At 41.1% G+C, this 21,918-nt stretch carries 16 protein-coding genes; 6 read left to right on the forward strand and 10 right to left on the reverse strand.

Annotated features, from left to right (window positions below):
- Positions 1-36: 36 nt before the first annotated feature.
- Together R2Q80_RS17800 and R2Q80_RS17805 are read right to left on the reverse strand one after the other, a co-directional pair.
- Entirely contained in the window at positions 37-909 is an 873-nt protein-coding gene (locus R2Q80_RS17800) for a sialidase family protein (protein WP_316800899.1), read from the reverse strand.
- Between the two features lie 160 nt (positions 910-1,069).
- On the reverse strand, positions 1,070-2,773 hold the full coding sequence (locus R2Q80_RS17805; RefSeq protein ID WP_316800900.1) for an ABC transporter ATP-binding protein: 1,704 nt from the start codon (positions 2,771-2,773) through the stop codon (positions 1,070-1,072).
- 125 nt (positions 2,774-2,898) lie between these two features.
- Here R2Q80_RS17805 and R2Q80_RS17810 point away from each other — a divergent pair, with 125 nt between their 5' ends.
- Together R2Q80_RS17810 and R2Q80_RS17815 are read left to right on the forward strand one after the other, a co-directional pair.
- Positions 2,899-3,396: a DUF1579 domain-containing protein gene (locus R2Q80_RS17810; RefSeq protein ID WP_316800901.1), complete on the forward strand. Its 498-nt coding sequence runs from the start codon at positions 2,899-2,901 to the stop codon at positions 3,394-3,396.
- Positions 3,397-3,505: 109 nt separating this feature from the next.
- Positions 3,506-4,708: an MFS transporter gene (locus tag R2Q80_RS17815; protein ID WP_316800902.1), complete on the forward strand. Its 1,203-nt coding sequence runs from the start codon at positions 3,506-3,508 to the stop codon at positions 4,706-4,708.
- Positions 4,709-4,753: 45 nt separating this feature from the next.
- On the opposite strand, the gene R2Q80_RS17820 is transcribed toward R2Q80_RS17815, so the two are convergent.
- Positions 4,754-5,650, reverse strand: coding sequence for a DUF72 domain-containing protein (locus R2Q80_RS17820; RefSeq protein WP_316800903.1), 897 nt, complete (start codon positions 5,648-5,650; stop codon positions 4,754-4,756).
- 141 nt (positions 5,651-5,791) lie between these two features.
- On the reverse strand, positions 5,792-7,180 hold the full coding sequence (locus R2Q80_RS17825) for an arginine decarboxylase (RefSeq protein ID WP_047799113.1): 1,389 nt from the start codon (positions 7,178-7,180) through the stop codon (positions 5,792-5,794).
- Positions 7,181-7,371: 191 nt separating this feature from the next.
- Here R2Q80_RS17825 and R2Q80_RS17830 point away from each other — a divergent pair, with 191 nt between their 5' ends.
- Positions 7,372-7,605 carry a hypothetical protein gene (locus R2Q80_RS17830; RefSeq protein ID WP_316800904.1) on the forward strand — a complete coding sequence of 78 codons (234 nt, stop codon included), beginning with the start codon at positions 7,372-7,374 and terminating at the stop codon, positions 7,603-7,605.
- Positions 7,606-7,658: 53 nt separating this feature from the next.
- Here the strand turns inward: R2Q80_RS17830 and R2Q80_RS17835 are convergent, their stop codons facing one another.
- The 3 genes from R2Q80_RS17835 to R2Q80_RS17845 form a co-directional block, all read right to left on the reverse strand.
- Positions 7,659-8,237, reverse strand: a complete 579-nt coding sequence (locus tag R2Q80_RS17835; protein ID WP_316800905.1) for a PhnA domain-containing protein — start codon at positions 8,235-8,237, stop codon at positions 7,659-7,661.
- A gap of 62 nt (positions 8,238-8,299) precedes the next feature.
- On the reverse strand, positions 8,300-9,211 hold the full coding sequence (ctlX, locus tag R2Q80_RS17840; protein WP_316800906.1) for a citrulline utilization hydrolase CtlX: 912 nt from the start codon (positions 9,209-9,211) through the stop codon (positions 8,300-8,302).
- A 10-nt stretch (positions 9,212-9,221) separates the two neighbouring features.
- Complete coding sequence (locus R2Q80_RS17845) at positions 9,222-10,670, reverse strand: arginine deiminase family protein (protein WP_316800907.1); 1,449 nt, start codon at positions 10,668-10,670, stop codon at positions 9,222-9,224.
- Positions 10,671-10,815: 145 nt separating this feature from the next.
- Here R2Q80_RS17845 and argS point away from each other — a divergent pair, with 145 nt between their 5' ends.
- Complete coding sequence (argS, locus tag R2Q80_RS17850; RefSeq protein ID WP_316800908.1) at positions 10,816-12,582, forward strand: arginine--tRNA ligase; 1,767 nt, start codon at positions 10,816-10,818, stop codon at positions 12,580-12,582.
- Between the two features lie 99 nt (positions 12,583-12,681).
- Here the strand turns inward: argS and R2Q80_RS17855 are convergent, their stop codons facing one another.
- The 3 genes from R2Q80_RS17855 to R2Q80_RS17865 form a co-directional block, all read right to left on the reverse strand.
- Entirely contained in the window at positions 12,682-12,882 is a 201-nt protein-coding gene (locus R2Q80_RS17855) for a YtxH domain-containing protein (protein ID WP_316800909.1), read from the reverse strand.
- A 69-nt stretch (positions 12,883-12,951) separates the two neighbouring features.
- A complete protein-coding gene (locus R2Q80_RS17860) occupies positions 12,952-13,473 on the reverse strand; it encodes a protease (protein ID WP_316800910.1) in 522 nt (173 codons plus the stop codon).
- A gap of 17 nt (positions 13,474-13,490) precedes the next feature.
- The gene (locus tag R2Q80_RS17865) at positions 13,491-14,615 is read right to left on the reverse strand and encodes an AI-2E family transporter (RefSeq protein ID WP_316800911.1); all 1,125 of its coding nucleotides are present in this window, start codon (positions 14,613-14,615) and stop codon (positions 13,491-13,493) included.
- A gap of 524 nt (positions 14,616-15,139) precedes the next feature.
- On the opposite strand from R2Q80_RS17865, the gene R2Q80_RS17870 reads away from it, so the two are divergent.
- A complete protein-coding gene (locus R2Q80_RS17870; RefSeq protein WP_316800912.1) occupies positions 15,140-17,899 on the forward strand; it encodes a DUF5695 domain-containing protein in 2,760 nt (919 codons plus the stop codon).
- A gap of 596 nt (positions 17,900-18,495) precedes the next feature.
- Positions 18,496-21,918 (forward strand): beta strand repeat-containing protein (locus R2Q80_RS17875; protein ID WP_316800913.1); only part of this gene is annotated, 3,423 nt, incomplete at its 3' end.

Consider the following 21,918-nt stretch of genomic DNA (forward strand, 5'->3'; position numbering starts at 1 on the left):
ATGGAAAATATGTGATGGAAAATGCAGAAGACTGTTTTATTGGAGTGTAAAGCTCAGGTATTTGATCTTTTTTCTGATAGAAGTATAGCTAAGGTGGATGACTCCTTTACCATCTTGAATGATCGCCGGATAACTATACTCACCTTTATCGTGGTTTTCAAGCGTATAGATATCGGTCCAGTTTTCACCATCATTTGAAATGGCCAACTTCAACACAGAACGGCCTTCCCACCAGTTTTTACCAGCAGATAGCGGATTGTAAATCAGCAGTTGCCGCCCATCCTGCAAGGTAACCGCATCGCTTCCAGAATTGGGATTGGGTAGTTTTGTTGCTTTAAGCTTCGACCAGGTTTCACCGTCATCTGCAGACCAGCTTTCTACAATTACATTTTGTCTGCTTCTGCACAACAACTGCAACCTGCCACCCGGATGGCTAAGAATTGAAGGTTGGATCACACCAAAGGTATCGCAATCAATTGTGATCTTCTTCCAGTTCTTTGTTTTTCCATCTGTTTTTTCAATGTGGATATTCCAGATTTTTTCATCCTGACTTTCGGTGCTTGAGGGATAGAGTATATCGCCGTTGCGGAGTTGTATCGGTTTATTTTTTATCGGGCCCAAAAAACCGTCCGGTAGTTTAACAGCCTTCGACCAGCTTTTTCCTTTATCAATAGATGTTTTGTATGCAGCCCACCAATTTCGTGGATTGGGACCAATTTTATAGTGCAGATACAGGATGCCGTTTTTTGTTTTGAACAGTACAGGATTCCATGTGGGTAAACGCAAACTATCATTTTGTATGCCATTGGCAATTTCTACAGGGGTGCTCCATTTTCCTTTGCGGAATAGGGATGACCATATGGAAACATCATTGCTACCCTCATGCTTACCGCCAAACCAGGCTGCCATGATCGTTTGATTATCAAGTGCCACCAGAGTTGATGCGTGACAAGCCTCAAAGGGGGCCTGTTCAAAAATATAATTATCTGATATAATTTGTAGCTTGTTTTGGGCTTCAGACCTAAAATAAGTAAATAGCATTAGTGCGGTAAATAGTATTGTAAAGTTTCTAGCTGGCGGGAATGGCATCGATCAGTTTTTTAGTGTAAGCAGCTTTGGGTGCATAGAATATTTGTTCCGGAAAACCTTCTTCTTCAATTTTTCCTTTATTCATGACCAGGATCCGGTCGGAGATGTGTTTTACTACCGCCAGGTCGTGCGATATGAAGATGTAAGTCAGGCCGAATTCCTGTTGCAAATCCCGAAGCAGATTAAGCACCTGGGCCTGAACGGATACATCGAGGGCTGATACTGATTCATCGCATATGATAAACTTCGGTTTTAATGCCAGTGCTCTTGCAATAACAATCCGCTGGCGCTGACCACCACTAAATTCGTGTGGATAGCGGTTGAAATGTTCTTCTTTTAAGCCTACCTTGTTTAGTAGTTCAAGTACTATTTGTTTACGCTCCGCATCGTTGCTGAACATTTTATGAACCTGAAGTGGTTCCAGAATTGATTGTCCGACTGTAAGTTTTGGATTTAAAGAAGCGTAGGGATCCTGGAAGATGATTTGTATGTCCCGGCGTAATCTCCGGAGATCCGTGCTGCTTATGTCAGTTATGTTTTGGTTGTTGAAAATAATATCGCCTGATGTAGGCTGAATGAGCCTCAGTATCGTTCTCCCGAGCGTGGTTTTGCCGCATCCGGATTCTCCGACTAATCCCAGTGTTTCACCCTGGAAAACGCTAAAGCTAACCTCATCTACGGCCTTAACATAATCAGTTGTTTTACCAAAAAAACCATTTCTTACCGGGTACCAGGTGCACAATTTTTCGATCTTTAGTAGTGGGGCCTGTTGATAGAGCTTTGCCCTGTGCAATGCAATCTCTTCTGTTGTAAACTGATTTGACGTCTGCAAATGAGCGTGGCTATCCTCAATTTTTCCAGTTAAAAAATCGGCAACTACAGGTAATTTTTTGAGTTGCAGGGCAGGAGAAGGGCGGCAGGCGAGGAGTCCTTTGGTATATGGGTGTTGTGGATGCCGGAAGATTGATTCTGCAGAACCCTGTTCAACAATCTCCCCTTTATACATCACCGCAATATCGTCTGCAATTTCCTTAATTACCCCTAAGTCGTGCGAGATAAATATCATGGCCATATCCCTTTCTTCTTTGAGTTTTAATAATAACTGAAGAATGGTTTTCTGAACGGTGACATCTAGTGCGGTAGTCGGCTCATCGGCGATCAGTAGTTTTGGATTCGCGCTAAGGGCCATCGCAATCATCACGCGTTGCTTCTGGCCGCCGGATATCTGATGCGGGTAGCTTTCAAATATCTTTTCAGGTCTGGGAAGCTGAACTTCATTAAAAAGCGCAATGGCTTTGCTTTTGGCTGTCCGGCGGTCTACTTTTTGATGTAATGTAATGGCCTCTATAACCTGTTCACCACAGGTAAAAACAGGATTTAAGGAGGTCATTGGTTCCTGGAAAATCATAGAAATCTGATTTCCCCTGATCTGGCGGATTTCGCTGGTACTAAGATTCAGGATGCTGATGCCATTAAAATTAATTTCGCCCGTAATTTTAGCTGTACGTTCGTCATGCAAGCGCATAACCGAAAAAGAAGTAACAGATTTTCCCGAACCTGATTCGCCTACGATGCCAAGAACACTTCCTTTTTTTATATTGAAGCTAATTTGCTTAACTGCTTTAAACCAGGTTTTTTCTTCCTGGTTATAGAAATCGATATTTAAATTTTCAACGTTTAGCATCAGATTACAATTGTAATGTTTTCTGTTGGAATTATATTGATTCCTTTAATTTTTTGACAGAATTTGAGAGTTCGTACTACATTTTTGTTCGCTGAAGATTGACGCAATATTTTTTATATTTGAATATGGCAAAGAACAAATTTGAGCAATCAATAATTGATGGTGCTCACCATAGACTCAATAATTTAATTGGAAAGTGGACCGGAACTACCAAAACCTGGTTTGAACCAGAGGTGCTTGCTGACGAATCTCCGTCTGAAGCTGAAATTTCGGCTATTCTGGATGGCAGGTTTATCTCTTATGACTACACCAGCAGCCTGAATGGGAAGCCATTATCAGGTAAAATGATTATCGGTTTTGATATTCCTTATCAGCAATTTACCTTTAGCTGGATTGATAGTTTTCATATGGGAACGCAGATTATGCAGGCCAAAGGGGAGGCTACAGCGAATGGTTTTACCATAACAGGTTCATGGGGAAATCCGGAATATGGCGATCAGCTTTTCGGCTGGCGCACGGAGCTGGAGATTATTGATGAAAATAAAATTGTTTTTTCATCCTATAACATTATGCCCGGAGAGGAAGAAACGAAAGCGATTGAGTCGGTTTATCAGCGATCGTAAAGCGTTCGTTAGTGTGTAATGTACACTAAGTGTTTTTTGAAAGTCATACTCTTTATTTTAGTATGTACAATTGCAGGATTTTGAGGAAATTAGCATTTCAATTATTGTTATGCCTTTCGAATCCGAGAAATCCCATATCAGGAATATTAATTTAACCATTGTCAGCTATGTAGCCTTCACGTTCCTGGGCTATTTCACCATTGGATTAACATTAGCTGTTTTGCCTCAGTACTTACATGGTAATCTGGCTTTTAGTACGATGATTGCCGGAATTGTAATCAGTTTGCAGTATGCTGCAACTTTTCTGTTTCGTGGTTTTGCCGGAAAACTTGTAGACAAGAAGGGACCTAAACCTGCCGTTTTAATGAGTATGGCGGGATTTATTATCAGCGGCATGGTGCTTTTAGCTGTAGCTTTTTTAAGTGAGTATAGAGTGCTAAGCTTAATACTTCTGGTGATTATGCGATTGATTACCGGGTTTGCCGAAGGTTTGGTTGGCGCTAGTCCGATTAATTGGGCTATATTCAAAGTGGGGCCAGCACACACAGCCAAGGCCATCAGTTATAACGGAATTGGCAATTATGGCGCACTCGCTGCCGGTGCTCCATTAGGGGTACTGATTAGTAACTCATTTGGTATGGAGTACATCGCCATATTTATTATTCTAATTGGTATAGCGGGGTTGGCCTATGCTAACAGCAAGGTGAATATTATTGGAACAAGTAAAGAGGCACCACAGTCATTTTTGCACGTCTTAAAAAAGGTTACGCCCTATGGCTTGTGTTTAGCTGCAGGCGGAATAGGTTTTGGAGCGATTTCTACTTTCATCACTATTTATTATTCTTATTTACACTGGGCCGGGGCAGTGTTTTGCCTGTCGATTTTTAGTGTGATGTTTGTTTTGGGCAGGTTAATCTTTGCCAGGGCCATTGATCAATATGGTGGTATGAAAACGGCTATTGCATGCTTAAGCATGGAAGTGGTCGGATTAAGCATCATTGCGCTATCCGTAAATCCGACTTTTACTTTTATCGGAGCTGGTATCGCGGGATTGGGTTTTTCTCTTGTTTTTCCGGCGCTTGGGGTAGAAGCGGTTCGATTGGTTCCGGCTTCCAGTCAGGGATCGGCGTTGGGGAATTATGGGTTGTTCATAGATCTTTCCTTAGGCATTACCGGGCCTCTGCTGGGCGCGATATCAACCGGATTTGGTATGAGCTATCTTTTTCCCTTTAGTTTGGGGGTTGTGGTGCTTGGGTTGATCTTAGCCAGTACTATTTTGTATAAACGGCAACGTTTACAGGTGGCTAACTAATGATAAAGGTCTTGCTGTTTTAACACCGCAAGACCTTTTTTATTCTTAAAACAAAGTTGGTGGGTTTTTGTCATCAGCCATTTTTGGAATCTTCAAATCTGTTCCGATGGCTTTATTTAATTTTTGAATAAAATAGGCAGACAGAAGGGGAGAAGCCAGCTCCACATTCTGGTGAACGAAGAAGTAGAGATTTTGAAGTCCTTGTTCTTTCCAGCTCGCGATACGGTCTACCCATTCATCTAATCTGGAATAATCGCTTTCGTGATTGGCACCCACATAGCGTATAAAAGCCGTTGGGGTTGTTAACCTCATATGAAGCATATCCCGGCGTCCGGCAGTATCCACAATGACATTGGCAATGCCTTTCTCTTCAAATAGCTGGGCAAATTCGTTTGCAATGGCTGGGTTGGAAAACCATTCTTTGTTTCGAACTTCCACGCCTAAGGGAATCACTTTTGGAAATTCGTTGACCACTGTTTTTAACCTGTCAAAATCTTTCGGTTTAAAATTATCATGCAGCTGAAGAAAGGCCATTCCCAGCTTGTCTTCGAAGTTGCTGATGGCATCACAAAACTGTTCAACAGGTTCCTTAACGTTGATTAACCTTTTGAAATGACTTATGGTATTGGTTAATTTGGGGAAAAACCTGAAGTCAGCAGGTGTTTTTTCTTTCCAGGTAATTATCTGATCGCTCACTGGCATGCCATAAAAAGTAGAGTTAAGTTCGACTGAATTAAATTGAGTAGAATAATAGGTCAACTCATCTTTGGTTCCTTTTGGATAAAAACCTTTTAAATCAGCTTTGTTCCATTTTGCACAACCCACCGATCCGTGAAACTTTTGTTTGGGTTTATTTGCAGCTAAAATCGCGGCTGTTTCCGGCGCATCTGCCGGTAGGGTGAAATCTATAATGGAAGGGTCTTCTACTTGTCCGAATTTCATAACGTGCTAGTTTTTTAACTTTCTGCTAAGTTAACAAAGAAAATACTACAAAGAAATATTTCGTACCTCATGGTGACCGACGAACAAAAAAAGCGCTGAGTGATTACCCGGCGCTTTAATCAAAGATCTTTATTGTCGAATCTAGTAACCCAGAATCTTCAATACCTGCTTACTATTTTGCTCTTCTCCGAAAACCTCAAAGTTGAAACTTTCATCGCGGTTCCGGCGGATTAGCACATGTTTCGGACTTGGAAGTAAACAGTGGTGAATACCTCCGTAACCACTTAATACCTCCTGGTAGGCACCAGTATGGAAGAAACCTAAATATTGAACTTTACGTGTTTTAGGCATAAATACACTGTTCATATGTGCTTCCTGGTTATAGTAATCCTGACCATCGCAGGTAATACCACCTAAGTTGACACGCTCGTACTCAGCGTCCCAGTTATTGATTGGAAGAAGTATGTATTTTTGATTTAATGCCCAAACATCAGGTAAATTCGTAATGAACGAACCATCAAGCATTAACCAACGCTCACGGTCGTTTTGTTGCTTACGCCCTAATACTTTATATAAAATGCCTGAAGCTTCTGCCACGGTATACTTACCAAATTCAGTAATGATATCTGGTTCCATCACATCGTGAATAGCACAGATTTCCTTGATCCTTTTCACGATCTCGTTAACCATGTATTCGTAGTCGAAATCAAATACCAGTGAATCCTTGAACGGCATACCTCCGCCAATATCCAGCGTATCCAAATCAGGATTGATTTTCTTGAATTTGCAGTACAGGGTTACATATTTTTCCAGTTCATTCCAGTAATAGGGAGAATCGGTTATGCCCGAATTGATAAAAAAGTGAAGTAACTTCACCTTGAAATTTGGGTTATGAACAATTTTATTATTATAAAAATCGATTACATCTTCCATACGTACCCCTAAACGTGAAGTATAGAATTGTGAATCAGGTTGTTCCTCCGCTGCAATCCGGATACCGAGGTTGCAAGGCTCTTCCATTTCCACCTCATCGTCATACAGGTTAAATTCTTCCTTATTATCTAAAACCGGGATGATGTTTTTATAACCGTCGTGCAACATATCGATAATATATTGCTTGTACTGATAAGTTTTAAAGCCATTGCAGATAATGGTAGTATCTTTTGTTAAGTGACCTTTTTTCTCCAGGGCATCTACCATTGGCATATCAAAAGCAGAAGAAGTTTCCAGGTGGATATTGTTCTTCAGTGCTTCTTCAACAATATGCCTGAAATGCGAGCTTTTGGTACAATAGCAATACTTATAATCACCGCGGTAGTTATTCTTTAGTATGGCAGTCTGGAAAAGAATTTTCGCTTGCTGAATTTTCTTACTTACCAGCGGTAAGTAAGTGAAACGTAGGGGAGTACCATAGGTTTCAATCATTTCCATCAGGTTTAGATCCTGAAAATATAATTCATCATCCAACACATCAAAGCCTTCCTGCGGAAAGCCAACGCTTAGATCGAGAAATTCTGAGTAACTCTGCATTTAGTTATTAATAATTTTTGCAAAAATGTAATTTTAAATCGAGAATTAATCTTTATTGAAAATATTTTTACGGTAAGGAAACTGATCATAGGAAAAATACGATGCTAATTATTTTCATTTTTTTTAAAGTAATTCCGTCATTCAGCCGTCTACCCCTGTAAACCTTAACAAAAACGATTAAATTTTACGTTATGATCTCGATTTTCAAAACGAACATTCAAACAGGAGTTGAACTGAACAAAATTGCCCATCACCTGAATAATTTACTTTCCGGCGCCACCTGGAGCGTCGACCTGGCAGATTCGGATAAAATTTTAAGAATTGATTCGAGTATTGATAAAATCGGGGATGCTGTTACGCTGTTAACCAGATATGGGTTTGACTGCGAAAATTTGCAGAATTTTTATGCACCACCGGTGTGGTAGCATTAATGGCTGTCGCTGCCAGAGACAGGATGTCGGGCAGCGACAGTAATATACTAACCTTTTCTTAGGTATTTTGTGAGAATCACGATGGTTTGACCTTCTACCTTACCTTCAATTTGTTCCGTGTTATCATGAACCAGCCGGATATTTTTAACCACAGTACCTAGTTTTGCACTTAGGGTAGATCCTTTAACATCCAGTGTTTTGACTAATACGACAGTATCACCCTCATACAACCGGGTTCCATTACTGTCCTGGTGGAATTCTACTGTACCTTCTTGCTCGTGATCGCCGGTTTTTTTAGCCCATTCTAAAGTTTCATCATCAAGGTATAAGATATCAAGACTATCAGCTGCCCAGCCTTCGTTTCTTAACCGGCTTAACATTCTCCAGGCTGCCACTTGTACAGGTGCAAACTCCGACCACATGGTTTCAGTTAAGGCTTTCCAGTGACTGGAATCAAGTTGTTCTTTTTTTTCAATCTGATTTAAACAGATATTACAAACCAGAATGCTATTGTCGGCATTTGCATTGCTTGTTGGCGGTACTTCATAAACAGATAAGTGCTTAGTTGAAGTACACAACTCGCATTTATTGCCAGATCGTGTTTGTAGTTGTTGTGCTAAAGACATATTGCTATTCAGATTTTCGGCGAAAGTAGTAAAACTTATCGGAATAGCGGAAATGATCCTGCTTACTTTTGAGGCAAATGGATTTCTGCTAGCATGCACCTGGCGCTTCCGCCACCATTTGTTTCAATTGTATTTATCGCTGCATAAATGATGCGGTTGTATTTTTCAAGGGCCTGGATCTGTTCGGTGGTTAGAGAATTGTAGGCCTGTGCCGACATGATCAATAAATTTTCGCCATCACTGTTAGAAACCTGTAGCATATTTCCCGCGAAATGATTCATCTGGTCCAGACTAATCTCAATAACTTCTTTACCCGTACTACTTAGCACTTGTTTTACAAAACTTTTTTCGTGCTGATTAGGGATTGAATCGAGGCAGATCACTGCGAAGCGATCGCCAATACACATCATCACATTGGTATGGTAGATCGGGAATCCACTTCCATCAACAGCATGAAAAATCACGGATTTATATTCGGCCAGCTGGCAGAAGTTATTCAGCGCACTCACATCTGTTCTGATGCTCAGGCAGGCGTAGGCAATTTTGTTTACCCGATCCAACACCATACTGCCAGTTCCTTCCAGATAGGCTTCCTGATATTCATAGAAACTTAAATCGTTGATATGTTTGATGTCGAATTGTTTACTTAACTCATCCAGGATTTCCCGCCTGCGCTCCTGTCTTCTGTTTTCAGAAAACATGGGGTAAAGATAAACCGATCCGTCTTCATGAAACGAAACCCAGTTATTTGGAAAAATTGAATCAGGTGTCTCGGGTTGTAAGGTATCATCAATTACCTTCACATCAATATGGTTAATTCTTAACAATTCCGCAAAATCGTCAAATTCCTTTAGTGCTTGTGCCTGAACATCAGCGTTGCCAGATGCTACCTGGAATTTGTTGTTTTCGGCGGTCTGCTCGTTGAATTTGAAATCTACCGGGCGAATCATTAATAGGTGACTGGTTGTTTGCATTTTGTGTTCTTTAACTTAAATTATCCCTCAATATTGGTAAGCTCATACAGTGAAAGCCTCCGCGTGCACGTGATAATTCTGCGGAAGGCATCAAAATTAACGTATCTGTAATGGTTTCAATATCGGCTTTGCCGCTTTCTAAATCCTGAATTAAGTCTTTTACATCAACAACATCAAAGCCGGCATCCCTGAAAGCTTCTACCGTTTTATCATTCCGGTCGTACCCTAACACTACGCCTTCTTTTATCGCCAGGAGATTACACGAATCGGTCCATTGCTCCCTTGAATCATATGGAAAAGTATTATTTCCGCTATAAATGATTTTGGTTGGCTTGGTACTTTTTAAATCATTCTGACTGATATCATTTAATAAGGCTTCCACATGCTCGAAATGTTTCGGTGCCTGAGGGTTAGCTTTTGTAAACTGAATTGCTGTGGTGGCTTCGAGCTTCTCGGGTTCTTTTAAAAAATTAATGGGCTCATAAGGATTGTATTTCGGGGAGTGGGCAATTGAATTCAGGATTACCCATGTATCGCGTTTTACCTGCGTGAAAACGGTATCCAGGTGCATATAATCACGTTTACTCGGTATTTTAACTACCGTAACCTTTTCTACCACATCGTTTTCAAACAGCAGTTTTATCGCTTCATTAGCGCCATGCTCGGAAGTACGCTCACTGCAGCCAATGAGCACGTGATTCGGACTTACCATCATCACATCACCACCTTCCAAAGTGGTACTAAAAGCAGGCTCATCTCCAGGTCGCAGAAAATGCATGGTTACATCAGGAATTTCCAATACCTTATCCTGGTAATTTGCAAACAGGGGATGATTAAAAAAGATGTAGCGCATTAAAAGTGTTTCGCGAACACGTGCTTTCTTTGCAGGTTTATTTAAAAGAATGTGGTTGTTTATGGTTGTACCTACGTCGCGGGTAAATATCAGGTTTGGAATCGGCGCAAAGATCATCGTATCATTGGCCAGCGTTCCGGATATGAAAATCTCAGCAAGCTCTTTAGGGTCTGTGTTGGTAAGCTGCATCTGAACCTTATAGGTACAACCTTCTATGGCACAAACTGCAGCGACTAATTTTTTACGGATTGACTCATTTTCCAGCATCTCGCTTAATAGATTCTGAATTTCTATTACTGATGTTGAATGGTGAAAGTCAGGATGATTAGGTTTGAAGAAATTCCGGTTTCCCGCTTCGGAATCGATATGACCAAGCTTTCCTTTGATTTTTTCAGGGTCAAGAAAATACATTAACAGCTTGATGTAATAGTCGTATTCCCCCTTGCGGATCGTGTCTAAATGCACAATATCTTCAAAAAGCCAGTCTTGCGCCTTAGAGGGTACCACCTTGCCCAGGCCACTATCAGGGCTATGGATCAATAATTTACGTAACCGGCCAATTTCGGTACTTACGCCTAGTTTAAAATCTGTATTCTGGTCGCTCATAAATAAGTTAGTTGTTACAAAGCTATTAGAATTTTAGGTAGAATCAAGTAGGTTGTATCAGGAAGCAGGTACAAGGATTGTGTGAATGCGCTAGTCTTTCCGCTTTGGTCTTTCAGCTTTCCGCTTTAATCCCTATTTTTACGCCATGAATTTTATTATTACCGAAGCACAGAAAGCAATTTTTGAACTATATAAGGAGGAAGTTGCTGAAGGTGTAATCAATATACAGGAAACCCGTAAAGAGTTTGAAGGGCAGGCAACGATCGTTGTATTCCCGATTACCAAAATATCTAAAAAATCGCCTGAGCAGACTGCAACTGAAATTGGAGAATATCTGGTAACTCACGTACAGAACATTACCCGATTCAATGTGGTTAAAGGGTTTCTCAACTTAAGTATTGCCGAAAGCTACTTTCTTAATCAGTTCAACGAAGAAGTATTATCTCCGGATTTTGGCGTTTATCCCTCGAATGGTAAAAAAGTAATGGTTGAATATTCTTCGCCGAATACCAACAAACCACTGCATTTGGGGCATGTGAGAAATAATCTTTTGGGTTATTCAGTGTCTGAACTGTTGAAAGCTTACGGGTATGATGTTGTGAAGGTTAATTTAGTCAACGATAGGGGAATCCATATATGCAAGTCGATGCTGGCCTGGCAGAAATGGGGCAATGGTGAAACGCCTGAAAGTGCTGGTTTGAAAGGCGATCATTTGGTTGGTAAATATTATGTTATTTTCGATAAAGAATACAAAAAGGAAATTGATGTATTAAAATCGGAAGGACAGACCGAGGAAGAAGCGAAAAAGAATGCGCCACTGATTAAGGAGGCTCAGCAAATGCTTGTGAAATGGGAGCAGGGAGATGAGGAAGTGGTTTCTCTTTGGAAAACCATGAATGAATGGGTTTACGCAGGTTTTAATGTGACTTATAAAAACCTGGGTGTGGATTTTGATAAGTTTTACTATGAGAGTAACACTTATTTACTGGGAAAAGGTACCGTTGAAGAAGGTTTAGCAAAAGGCGTTTTCTTTAAGAAAGAAGATGGTTCTGTTTGGATAGATTTAACTGAAGATGGCTTAGACCAGAAGCTGGTATTACGTGCGGACGGTACCTCGGTGTACATTACACAGGATTTGGGGACAGCAGAAATGAAACACGATGATTTCAATATGGATGAGTCGATTTACGTAGTGGGAAATGAGCAGGATTACCACTTTAAGGTTTTGTTCCTTATACTGGAGAAACTGGGTAAAAGCTGGGCTAAAGGTTTATATCATTTATCTTACGGCATGGTTGATTTGCCAAATGGCAAGATGAAAAGCCGTGAAGGGACCGTAGTAGATGCTGATGAGCTGATCGAAAGCATGGTTGCTACCGCCAGGGAAAAAACTGAGGAACTGGGAAAAACCAGTGACTTTGCAGAGGAAGATAAGGAAGCCCTTTACAAAAATATTGGTTTAGGGGCATTGAAATATTTCCTTTTAAAGGTAGAACCTAAAAAGCGATTACTATTTAATCCGGCAGAGAGTATTGATTTTCAGGGTAACACAGGGCCATTTATTCAATATACGCATGCCCGGATAAAATCTTTACTGGCGAAAGCTAACTATGGGGTAACTGCAACGAAACCATCTGAAATTTTGCCTGTAGAATTGGAGATGATTTTGTTGCTGGCTAAATACCCTGCAGAAATTGCTATTGCGGCTAAGGCTTATAGTCCGGCTAGTTTAGCCAATTATCTATATGAACTGGCCAAATTGTTCAATAAATTTTATCACGAGGTGCCGCATATTCTTAAAATGGAAGAAGGGGCAGAGAAACAGTTCCGTTTAAACCTTTGTAAAAAAACTGCTGATATCATTAATTCCGGTATGCTGATTTTGGGCATTATTTCTCCGGAACGGATGTAGGCTCAAATTTGAAACGTGAGATTTGAGATGCCGGATAAAATAAAAAAGTCGCCGTTGGTTTTCATCCAACGGCGACTTTTTTATGCTCATGCGAGTGGGTTAAATACCCAGATCATCTTTCGCGTACGAAAGTTTAGTCTCGAATTCGCGCTTGTAGTCTCTAGCTTTTTCTTTCCATTCCGGCGCTTTATCTTTGATATCGTCAACGATTGATTTTCCAGTAACCGGATCTTTTTTGGTTACATATTTAAAGCCCGCATATACTGCAGCACCTAATATAGCTGTTTTTAATAGTCCCATGTTTTTCGTTTTTAAGTATTTACTAAACATTAGATGCATACGAATGGTTTTAATTACATGATCTAAATATTAATTTACTACAGTGACTTTCAGGCTGTCGGGTACAACAACACCACTAACGGTTGCGGCATTATATTTTATGGTATAGGAACCTGCTTTTGTAATAGCGTATCCTTCTGCTAAATTGAAATCTGTGCTCGTACTATCGCCTTTTTTTAGTGTTGTGTAGCTGTCAGCTGGAGGAGGCATCATTCTTTTTGCCATAGGGCCTAGGTAACTGATATCGGTATGGTCTTCTAATGCAACATCAAGATATTTACTGGATAGCTTTTCAAAAGGTGTATGCCATTTACAGAATTTAACCACAGTATCAGAATTATTGTACACTGTGAATTTTATACTGATGGGCTGACCGAGTTTAGCTTCACCGTTTAACATGAATTTGCCAGTCACCGGATCAGCCTTTATAGTCGCGCTGGTTTTTTCTGATAAAAGTGTAGTATCACTTTCGTTAACCTTGTTTTTATCATCAGAGCCGCATGCGGAAAGCAAGATTGCAATAGTACTTAATATCAAAGATGTTTTTTTCATATTATATAGGGTGTTGATTATTCTTTTTCGGTACCATTTTTAACAGGTACAGGCTTCTTTTTCCTGAAGCTGGAAAATGTCATCGGACTTTTCGCCGGCCTTTCGTCGCCCAGAAGAACACCCCATTGTTTGAACATGTCTGTGCGATCGAATATGATCTTCAAAACAGCGATAATTGGTAAGGCAAGGAACATTCCTGAAACGCCTGCAACCGTACCACCGATAAATACGCCAAGAATGGCAAACAGGGCATTAATCTTAACTTTGGAACCGACAATTCGTGGCATGAGTATATTGTTGTCAAGAAATTGAACTAGAGCAATTACGCCAAGGACATAAAGCACCGGCGCAATTTCCTGTGACGACGCAAGCGTTAACAGTACACCGATAATATTTCCAACTAAGGCACCAACATAGGGGATCAGGTTAAGTATAGCGAAAATTACCCCAATCAATAGTGCGTGTTCTATACCGATAAGCATGAGTATTCCTCCTAAAAGGATGGTCATATAGGTTATTTGAATCAACAATCCGAGAAGATAACTTTTGATGATCGATTCGGTTTCAAATATCGCATCCTTTACCTTTGGATGGTGATCAGGCTTGAACCACATAAATATGAATCGCAAAATAATATCTTTATAGAAAAGCATCAGATAAATGTAGATTGGAAGCAGTCCGATAAAGACAAAAATTCCGCTTAAGGTTACTGCAGCACCACCGGCAAGCGATGTTCCCATATTCATTAAATCATCGCTTTTGTCCTGTATAAAAGCTTTCTGATCGGCACTATTGTATTTGGTAATCCTGCTTATCCAATCGCTGAGCGAATTAATGTGTTGTGTTACGTTTGCTTTGATTTGTGGAAAATCCTCAACCAGAACGCCTATTTGATTAGAAAAGAACCAGACAATTAAGGCTACAAAAATTGCAACCAGCATAATGGGTAGGATAATCGCCAGAGATTCGGGGAATTTCTTCCTTTTTAAAAACCTATATACGGGAAGTAACATGATACTGATGAAAAAAGCCATCAATATCGGCATAATAATGTCGCGACCTATAACGAGGACAGTCACCAGTGCCATTAGTCCGATAAGTTCTATAGAGCGCTTAACGGTAAGGGGTAAATTGTTATTCATAAAAGCTTATTCTGATGCGTTGTAAACACGCTATGGATAGAAATGTTTTAATCCGGGTTTTTGTTCATGTATCGAACCTAAAAACTGAGGTTATTAACAGTTTTAGAATTATTTGCACAATTTTAAAACAATTTCGGGTTGGTAATGATGTCGGCATTGTTTTTGTAACGAAGCTGTTATGAAAAATAAAGATATTTATAATCTGCTTTTAGGTTTGCTGATCATGATATTTACTTATTGGTTTCTGTTCTATCAAATGGCACCTGCAAATAAAGGATCTGAAAAGGTTTTTGTATCGTTGCCACAAGATAACAAAGTGGAATAGTCGTCATTCCTTATCAGTTAATTTCAAGCGGCGGGCATGATTCCATGTTCGGTTGCTATCATATTATATTTTTTTGGCGAGGGATTTAATCCGATATAATCCCATTCTTCTCATTTTTTCACCCGTAGAATACAAATTTGGCTCTTTTGATATTTTAAGCATACTTTTATGGAAGGTGCGGTACTGCACACCATGATTTATGAAGAAGATTTATTTACCCTGCCTAATCAGATTTAATAGAAATATAGCCTTAATCTTGGTCATCATCGGATGGTTTAGTGCAGTGGCTTTTGCTCAATCACCCTGGCAAAAACTATCCAAACAGCCATCAAATTTAGGTTTGGAGAACGGCATTTCGACCTTTGATGCTGGCGCTTTAATATTAAAGTTGGTAAATTCCTCGCAGACTGTAGCGGGTTTGCAACCTAAATCGACCAGAAACTTCGATTTTATACCTTCTGATAGTTTAAAAGTGCGCAGCAGCGATGGGCTTTATCATCTGGGAGATATTAACTTAAGATTACGTTTTTCGGGTGAAAGTAACTGGAAAAGTTATAGCACGGCAGCAAAAAGACAGCCTGTAAAAAGTGTTGCAGTTCCGCGGGCAATTGCTGCCGCCAGTTTAGATCCAACTCTTCCGGCCGATATTCCATTGCAAATTATCAGAATCTGGGAGATGAAAAGCGGCCAGCTGGTGCTCCGCTTCCAGATCAAAAATAAATCTGAGCGTGCTGTAGAGATTGGAGCTCTGGGTATTCCGATGATTTTTGACAATATTCTGGAAGGGAGAACGCTGGAGCAGACCCATGCCAAAAATGTATTTTATGATCCTTATATCGGAAACGATTCCGGCTATCTGCAGGTTACCAGATTGAGTGGACAAGCCCCTTCTTTGTTAGTGATTCCGGTAAAGAATATCTCCTTTGAGGCCTATAATCCATTAAACGACGATAACACACCCAGGGGCATTGCCTTTGAAGGGTTTTATGAATGGATGGTACACAGTAAAGCATTTGCGGAAAATGAGTGGAAAAATGCAAACCCATGGAACATTCCTACGTCAGCCGTAATTAATCCAGGTGAAACCAAAAATTACGCGCTACAGCTCGTGGTTTCAGGAAGTGCAAAGGATACTGAGCAACGACTGATTCAGCTTCATAAGCCGGTAGCGATTTCGGTACCGGGCTATGTGCTGCCCAAAAATGTAACTGGAAAGCTTTTTCTGAAATACCCTAAGGAGGTACGCACCATTAGTGTTTTTCCCGATAAGGCGATTGAGACCAAAGCATTGCCAAGCACCAAAAACGGATGGAAAGCTTATCAGTTAAAAGGAATGACATGGGGCAGGGCAAGATTGTCGGTTACCTATCAGGACGGTTTAACGCAGACGATCAGCTATAAGATTATCGAATCTGAAGAGGATGTGGTCGATAGCTATGGACATTTTCTAACCACCAAACAATGGTTTAGTGACCCAGATTCAATTTTTAAACGTAGTCCCTCGATAATTACTTATGACAATGAGAAAAAGGAACAGGTTAGACAAGATAATCGGGCATGGATTGCTGGCTTAAGTGATGAAGGTGGTGCGGGATCGTGGTTAGGCGCTATCATGAAACAATTGGTCAGGCCTGATCAAGCAGAGGTTGACAAAATGAAGACTTTTGTGGATACGGTAATGTTCGGCAGAATTCAACTTAAAGATGGGCCTAAGAAATATGGGGTACGGAAAAGCTTATTTTATTATGCGCCAGACTCACTTCCCAAAGGAACCTATTCAAATTCATTGAATTTTAAAACCTGGTCGGCATGGCCTAAAAAGGAAGCGGACAACCTGGGGCGATCTTATAACTACCCACATGTTGCAGCTGCCCACTGGGTAATGTATCGCCTGGCCAGGAATTATCAAGGTTTGGTGGATGCAAGCACCTGGAAGCAGCATTTAATTGATGCTGCGGAGACAGGTTTGGCTATGGTAGCGATTGCGCCTTACTATGCACAGTTTGGCCAAATGGAGGGAACGGTATTTTACCTGATTCTGAACGACCTTAAAAATGAGGGGATGCTGGAAGAGGCAGCGAAGCTGGAGAAAGTGATGAAAACAAGAGCCGATCACTGGCGGTCGTTGGAATATCCGTTTGGAAGCGAAATGCCCTGGGATTCGACAGGGCAGGAGGAAGTGTATATGTGGTCGAACTATTTTGGTTATGAGGATAAAGCGAAAGTTACCCTAGATGCGATATTGGCATATATGCCGGTTATGCCACATTGGGCTTATAATGGAAATGCCCGCCGGTACTGGGATTTTCTGTATGGTGGAAAGTTACAACGGGTGGAGCGGATGATTCATCACTATGGATCGGCACTTAATGCGATTCCCGTGTTGACAGATTATCGAAAAAATCCCGCAGATTTTTATCTGTTACGCGCAGGTTATGCAGGCCTGATGGGTGCTATCTCGAATATCACGCAAGAAGGCTTTGCGCCGGCTGCATTTCATGCTTACCCGTCTACTTTGGCGAACGACGGCATTTCGGGCGATTATGGATCCGGATTTTTTGGCTATGCCATCAATACCGCGACCTATCTTATCAATCACGAAGAATTTGGGTGGTTATCATTCGGAGGGAATATTACACAGAAGGGTAATGACATCAATGTAGTCCTCACTACATCGGCTAAATCTGCACTATTTGTTGCTCCTGCCGGATTATGGATTACAACCGATGCAGGTACTATTGAAAGCGCAAATTATAATGCATTGAGCAAAACTGTTAGTTTAAAATTAGGTATAGCTACACCGCATACGCCAAAGGCAATATTAAGGATTAAACAGATGGTCGACGCAGGTTCGTCCGATCGTTACATGATCCATAATCAAAAGCTATCCGCTCGTGGTACCTATGAAGTCCCGCTAGATTCAACTGGCAGTTTGACCATTACTATCGGAAAGCTGTAATAGAGCGCTAGCTCCGAATATACGGTTTGGAATCAAAAAGTTTGCCTTAACGGTAAAATCATCAATGATTTGTTTGATACCACTGTTGATATGCTTCATTCCGAAGCAATTACCCTCTTTTCATTTTTTACTTGCTGCTCTACGTACCTGAACGGAGTTGTGAAATAAAAGTTGTTGATTATTATCAAATAATTACGATGCGAGTCCGCACTACTCAAGAAGGGGTTTAAAAATAAGATCATTATTTATTTACTTTGTAGTATTGGTAATACAGAAAAGAGTGTGTTTATGTGCTTTTGAAATACTCGTTAAGAGATATTCATTGCCTGCTTTCAGAATGTGCTGTTGTCGCCCTATATGTATCCCCTAAATCTACAGCTTGTCTGAACGTATTCACAATCAATATATAGTGGTACTGTTGGAATCTGGAGAAATTTACGGTTTGGTATACATATAAGATGATCTGCATTTATCAGTAACGTCTAACTTTTATTATATATAAGGAATCTTTCCGGTAGGAAGTAATGAATAAAATTGAACGCTGTAAAAATCAATCATCCAATTTTTTTAAAATTATCACACTGTTTTTATCGCTCATGTTACTTGGGCGGTCAGAAGTTGCTGCACAATATGGTGCAAGTGCATTATACACAGACTACAAAGGATACTGGACTTCTGCTGTCGGTGCAATTAATTCAGTGCAACCTGATAATAAGCATAACCTGTTGGGCTTTAAATGGAATGGTGTAAATTATTCTACCGGAGTTAACGATTTACTACTTGCAACAAAAATAAGTTTCACTCCAGGAAGTTATCAGGCATTTCCCGTTAAAGACATTCCTTTGCCAGGCACGGCATCGAATTTTGTCGGGCTGGGTCAGCTGGAGGATGGCGTAGATAACGGAGGAGTTTATCCCTACACAGTTCCGGTTACAGTATCGCAGATTCTTACAAGGGGAACGAGAGGTCTTGATATGGGCTCTTGTATCACCAATATTCCTTCTACAGCACAGCCTTTGAGTTTCAACTTTGGTGCAATTGCTGATGATTCTCAGATCGGCGATGGTATTCCCGATATTGTAATTACACAGGTTGCCCAGGCCACAGGTGCCTTAGATGAAGTGTATTTTGAAGATGCCAATGGTATTTTGGTTGGGAACAAAATTAGTATCGATCAATCTGCGATATCGTCTATGGGTAACTGGCTTCCGGATTTTTATAACCCAAATACAGGAGTTATACAACCGGGATTTATTAAGACAGACAGACCCATCCGGATATGGGCCGCCGATGCCAGTGCTTTTGGAATCACTTCCTTTAATTATCAGAAACCTCTTGTATTGCGTTATAAGCTAGGGGGAAGCAGTGATCCTGCTTTTCTGGCATTTAATACAAAGTTCATTACACTGGTGACGGCCAATGACGATCTGGCGGCCACAACTTTAGGTGTGCCCGTAGTTATTGATGTGCTAAACAATGATATTCCCAACAATCAAGCCTCTTTATCGTCTTATACAGTACCTACCTCGTCCGCGCATGGTACAATCGTAAAGAACGCAAATGGAACACTAACCTATACACCCGCTGCCGGATATTATGGACAGGATACATTTACTTACTCCATTTGTACTAATATCAACGGCACGCTTACGTGCGACGATGCTATTGTAACAGTCAATATTGCCCCTGATGTTGTGGCTCCTGTTTTTACTTCAGGAACCAATATCCGCTGTCAGGGAACAGGTGCAAACACCTATACCGCAAGTTCTGCTTTTGCCACCTCTATGGCTTTCGCAGTAAGTCCGAATACTGCCGGAACGGTAGTTACATCGGCAATGACAACCTCATCTAACGTAGGAACAGCAACAGGCACAGTTACCTGGGCATCTGATTTCTATGGAACAGCGACGGTGACTGCGATAGCTTATGGATCCAACGGTCCAAAATCTTCGACTTATAGTGTCACGGTAAACCAGGCGCCAACACTTACAGCAAGTGGGAATACAAAGAATGTATGTGCCGGAACGGCAATTAGTTCAACCTATACCTGGGGTGGCGGTGCAACAGATGTTTCTTACACAACATTACCTGCCGGGCTATCTGCTTCGAAGAGTGGTAGTGTTTTAACCATAAGCGGGATTCCAACCGCTAGCGGAAGTTATACGGTTTCCACAACGGGACAAACTACACCTTGTAATGCTGTGAGTGTAGCAGGAACAGTAACGATAAATGAAGCGCCAACATTAGTGGCATCGGGCGAAAATCAAATAGTATGTGCGGGCACATCGATAAGCTCGACCTATACCTGGGGTGGAAGTGCAACTGATGTTTCCTATACTACATTACCTGCCGGTTTAACTGCATCTAAAAATGGCAAAGTGTTAACTGTTAGTGGTACACCAACAACTAGTGGAACCTATTCCGTATCAACTCTAGGTCAATCCTCAACCTGTTCTCCGGCATCAGTTAGTGCAAGTGTAAATATCAATCCTTCGGCTACATTAACAACGACAGGAAACGTTAACCAGACAGTTTGCGAGACCACCGCGATTACGCCTATTGAATTTGCGTGGGGAGGATCGGCTACAGACGTGAGTTACACAACTCTTCCGACTGGATTGACCGCTGTTAACGATGTTGTAGCCAAAAAGCTGATAATATCTGGTACGCCTACCGCCTCGGGAACTTTTACAGTGAGTAGTGTCGGACAAACTACCCCATGTGTGCCAGCTACATCGTCAGCAACAATAACTGTCACTAAGACGTTAGCGCCAACAGCATCTGATCAGACTTTCTGTGAGAATGAGCATGCTACTGTGGCTAATCTTGTTGCGGCAGGTACAGCAATTAAATGGTATTCAGCATCAAGTGGCGGGACGGCTTTGGCTTCAACTAACACGCTGGTAAATGGTTCGACCTATTATGCTACGCAAACTTTAAATGGTTGCGAAAGTGCGGTAAGAACTGCCGTGAAAGTAACGATAAATAGCAGTCCAAATGGTTTCAATGATGCAGTTACTGTAGCATGTGATGGCGTGGTTAACTATAATATCCAAACATCAAATCTGAATAACACAGGTAAAGGTGGAAACAGTGTGCCTTCAACTTTTACATGGACGGTCAACAACAATCCAGAAGTAGCTGGTGCATCTGCCGGTTCAGGCAACAGTATTAGTCAGACGCTGATTAATAAAAGCAATATTCTTCAGACCATTGTATATACGGTTACTCCAACCTCGACGACTGCGGGAACATGCGTTGGTAATGCATTTACGATCACCGCAACTGTACCTGTGTGTTCTTCGGTGAGTATCACAAAAACAACACCAACGGTGACCGTAAGTCAGGCTGGTGATCTCATTCCTTATACGATAGTTGTTAAAAATACCGGGAATTCAAATCAAAATAATGTTGTCGTTACAGACGCTTTACTTGGTGGTGTTTTGTCAAATCCTGCAAAAACAGGTGGCAATACAGATCAGATACTGGAGAAGAATGAAGTGTGGACTTATACAGGTTCTTATATAGTAAAGCAAAGTGATCTGAATAGCAATGGCAACCCTACTGCTGCGAGCGGACAAATTAGTAATGTGGCCAGTGTTAACAGTGCTGAACTTCCAACTGCTCAAACTGCAACTGCAAATGTTAATATTTCTATTTTACCGGGTGTAACATTGGTCAAAACGATTGATGGAGCCATTCCGTCGGTTGCAGGAGGTGTTTTAAAATATAACCTGGTGATTAAAAATACAGGTAATGTCACCTTAAGCAATCTTGCGGTTGCGGACGCGAATGCAGTGGTAACAGGTTCTCCGGTTCCAAGTCTGGCTCCAGGCGCAAGCGTAACACTTACTGCTGTTCATACTTTAACTCAAGCCGATATTGATGCGGGTACATACAGCAATACGGCAACGGTAACTGGTAAAACACCAGCTGGATTGGACGTGACTGATGTATCAGGAACGACGGAGACTAATGATACACCGACAGTAGCAACCATTCCGCCGGCGGGTGCTGTT

Source organism: Pedobacter frigidisoli, from assembly GCF_032678525.1.
In the GTDB taxonomy this organism is placed as follows: domain Bacteria; phylum Bacteroidota; class Bacteroidia; order Sphingobacteriales; family Sphingobacteriaceae; genus Pedobacter; species Pedobacter frigidisoli_A.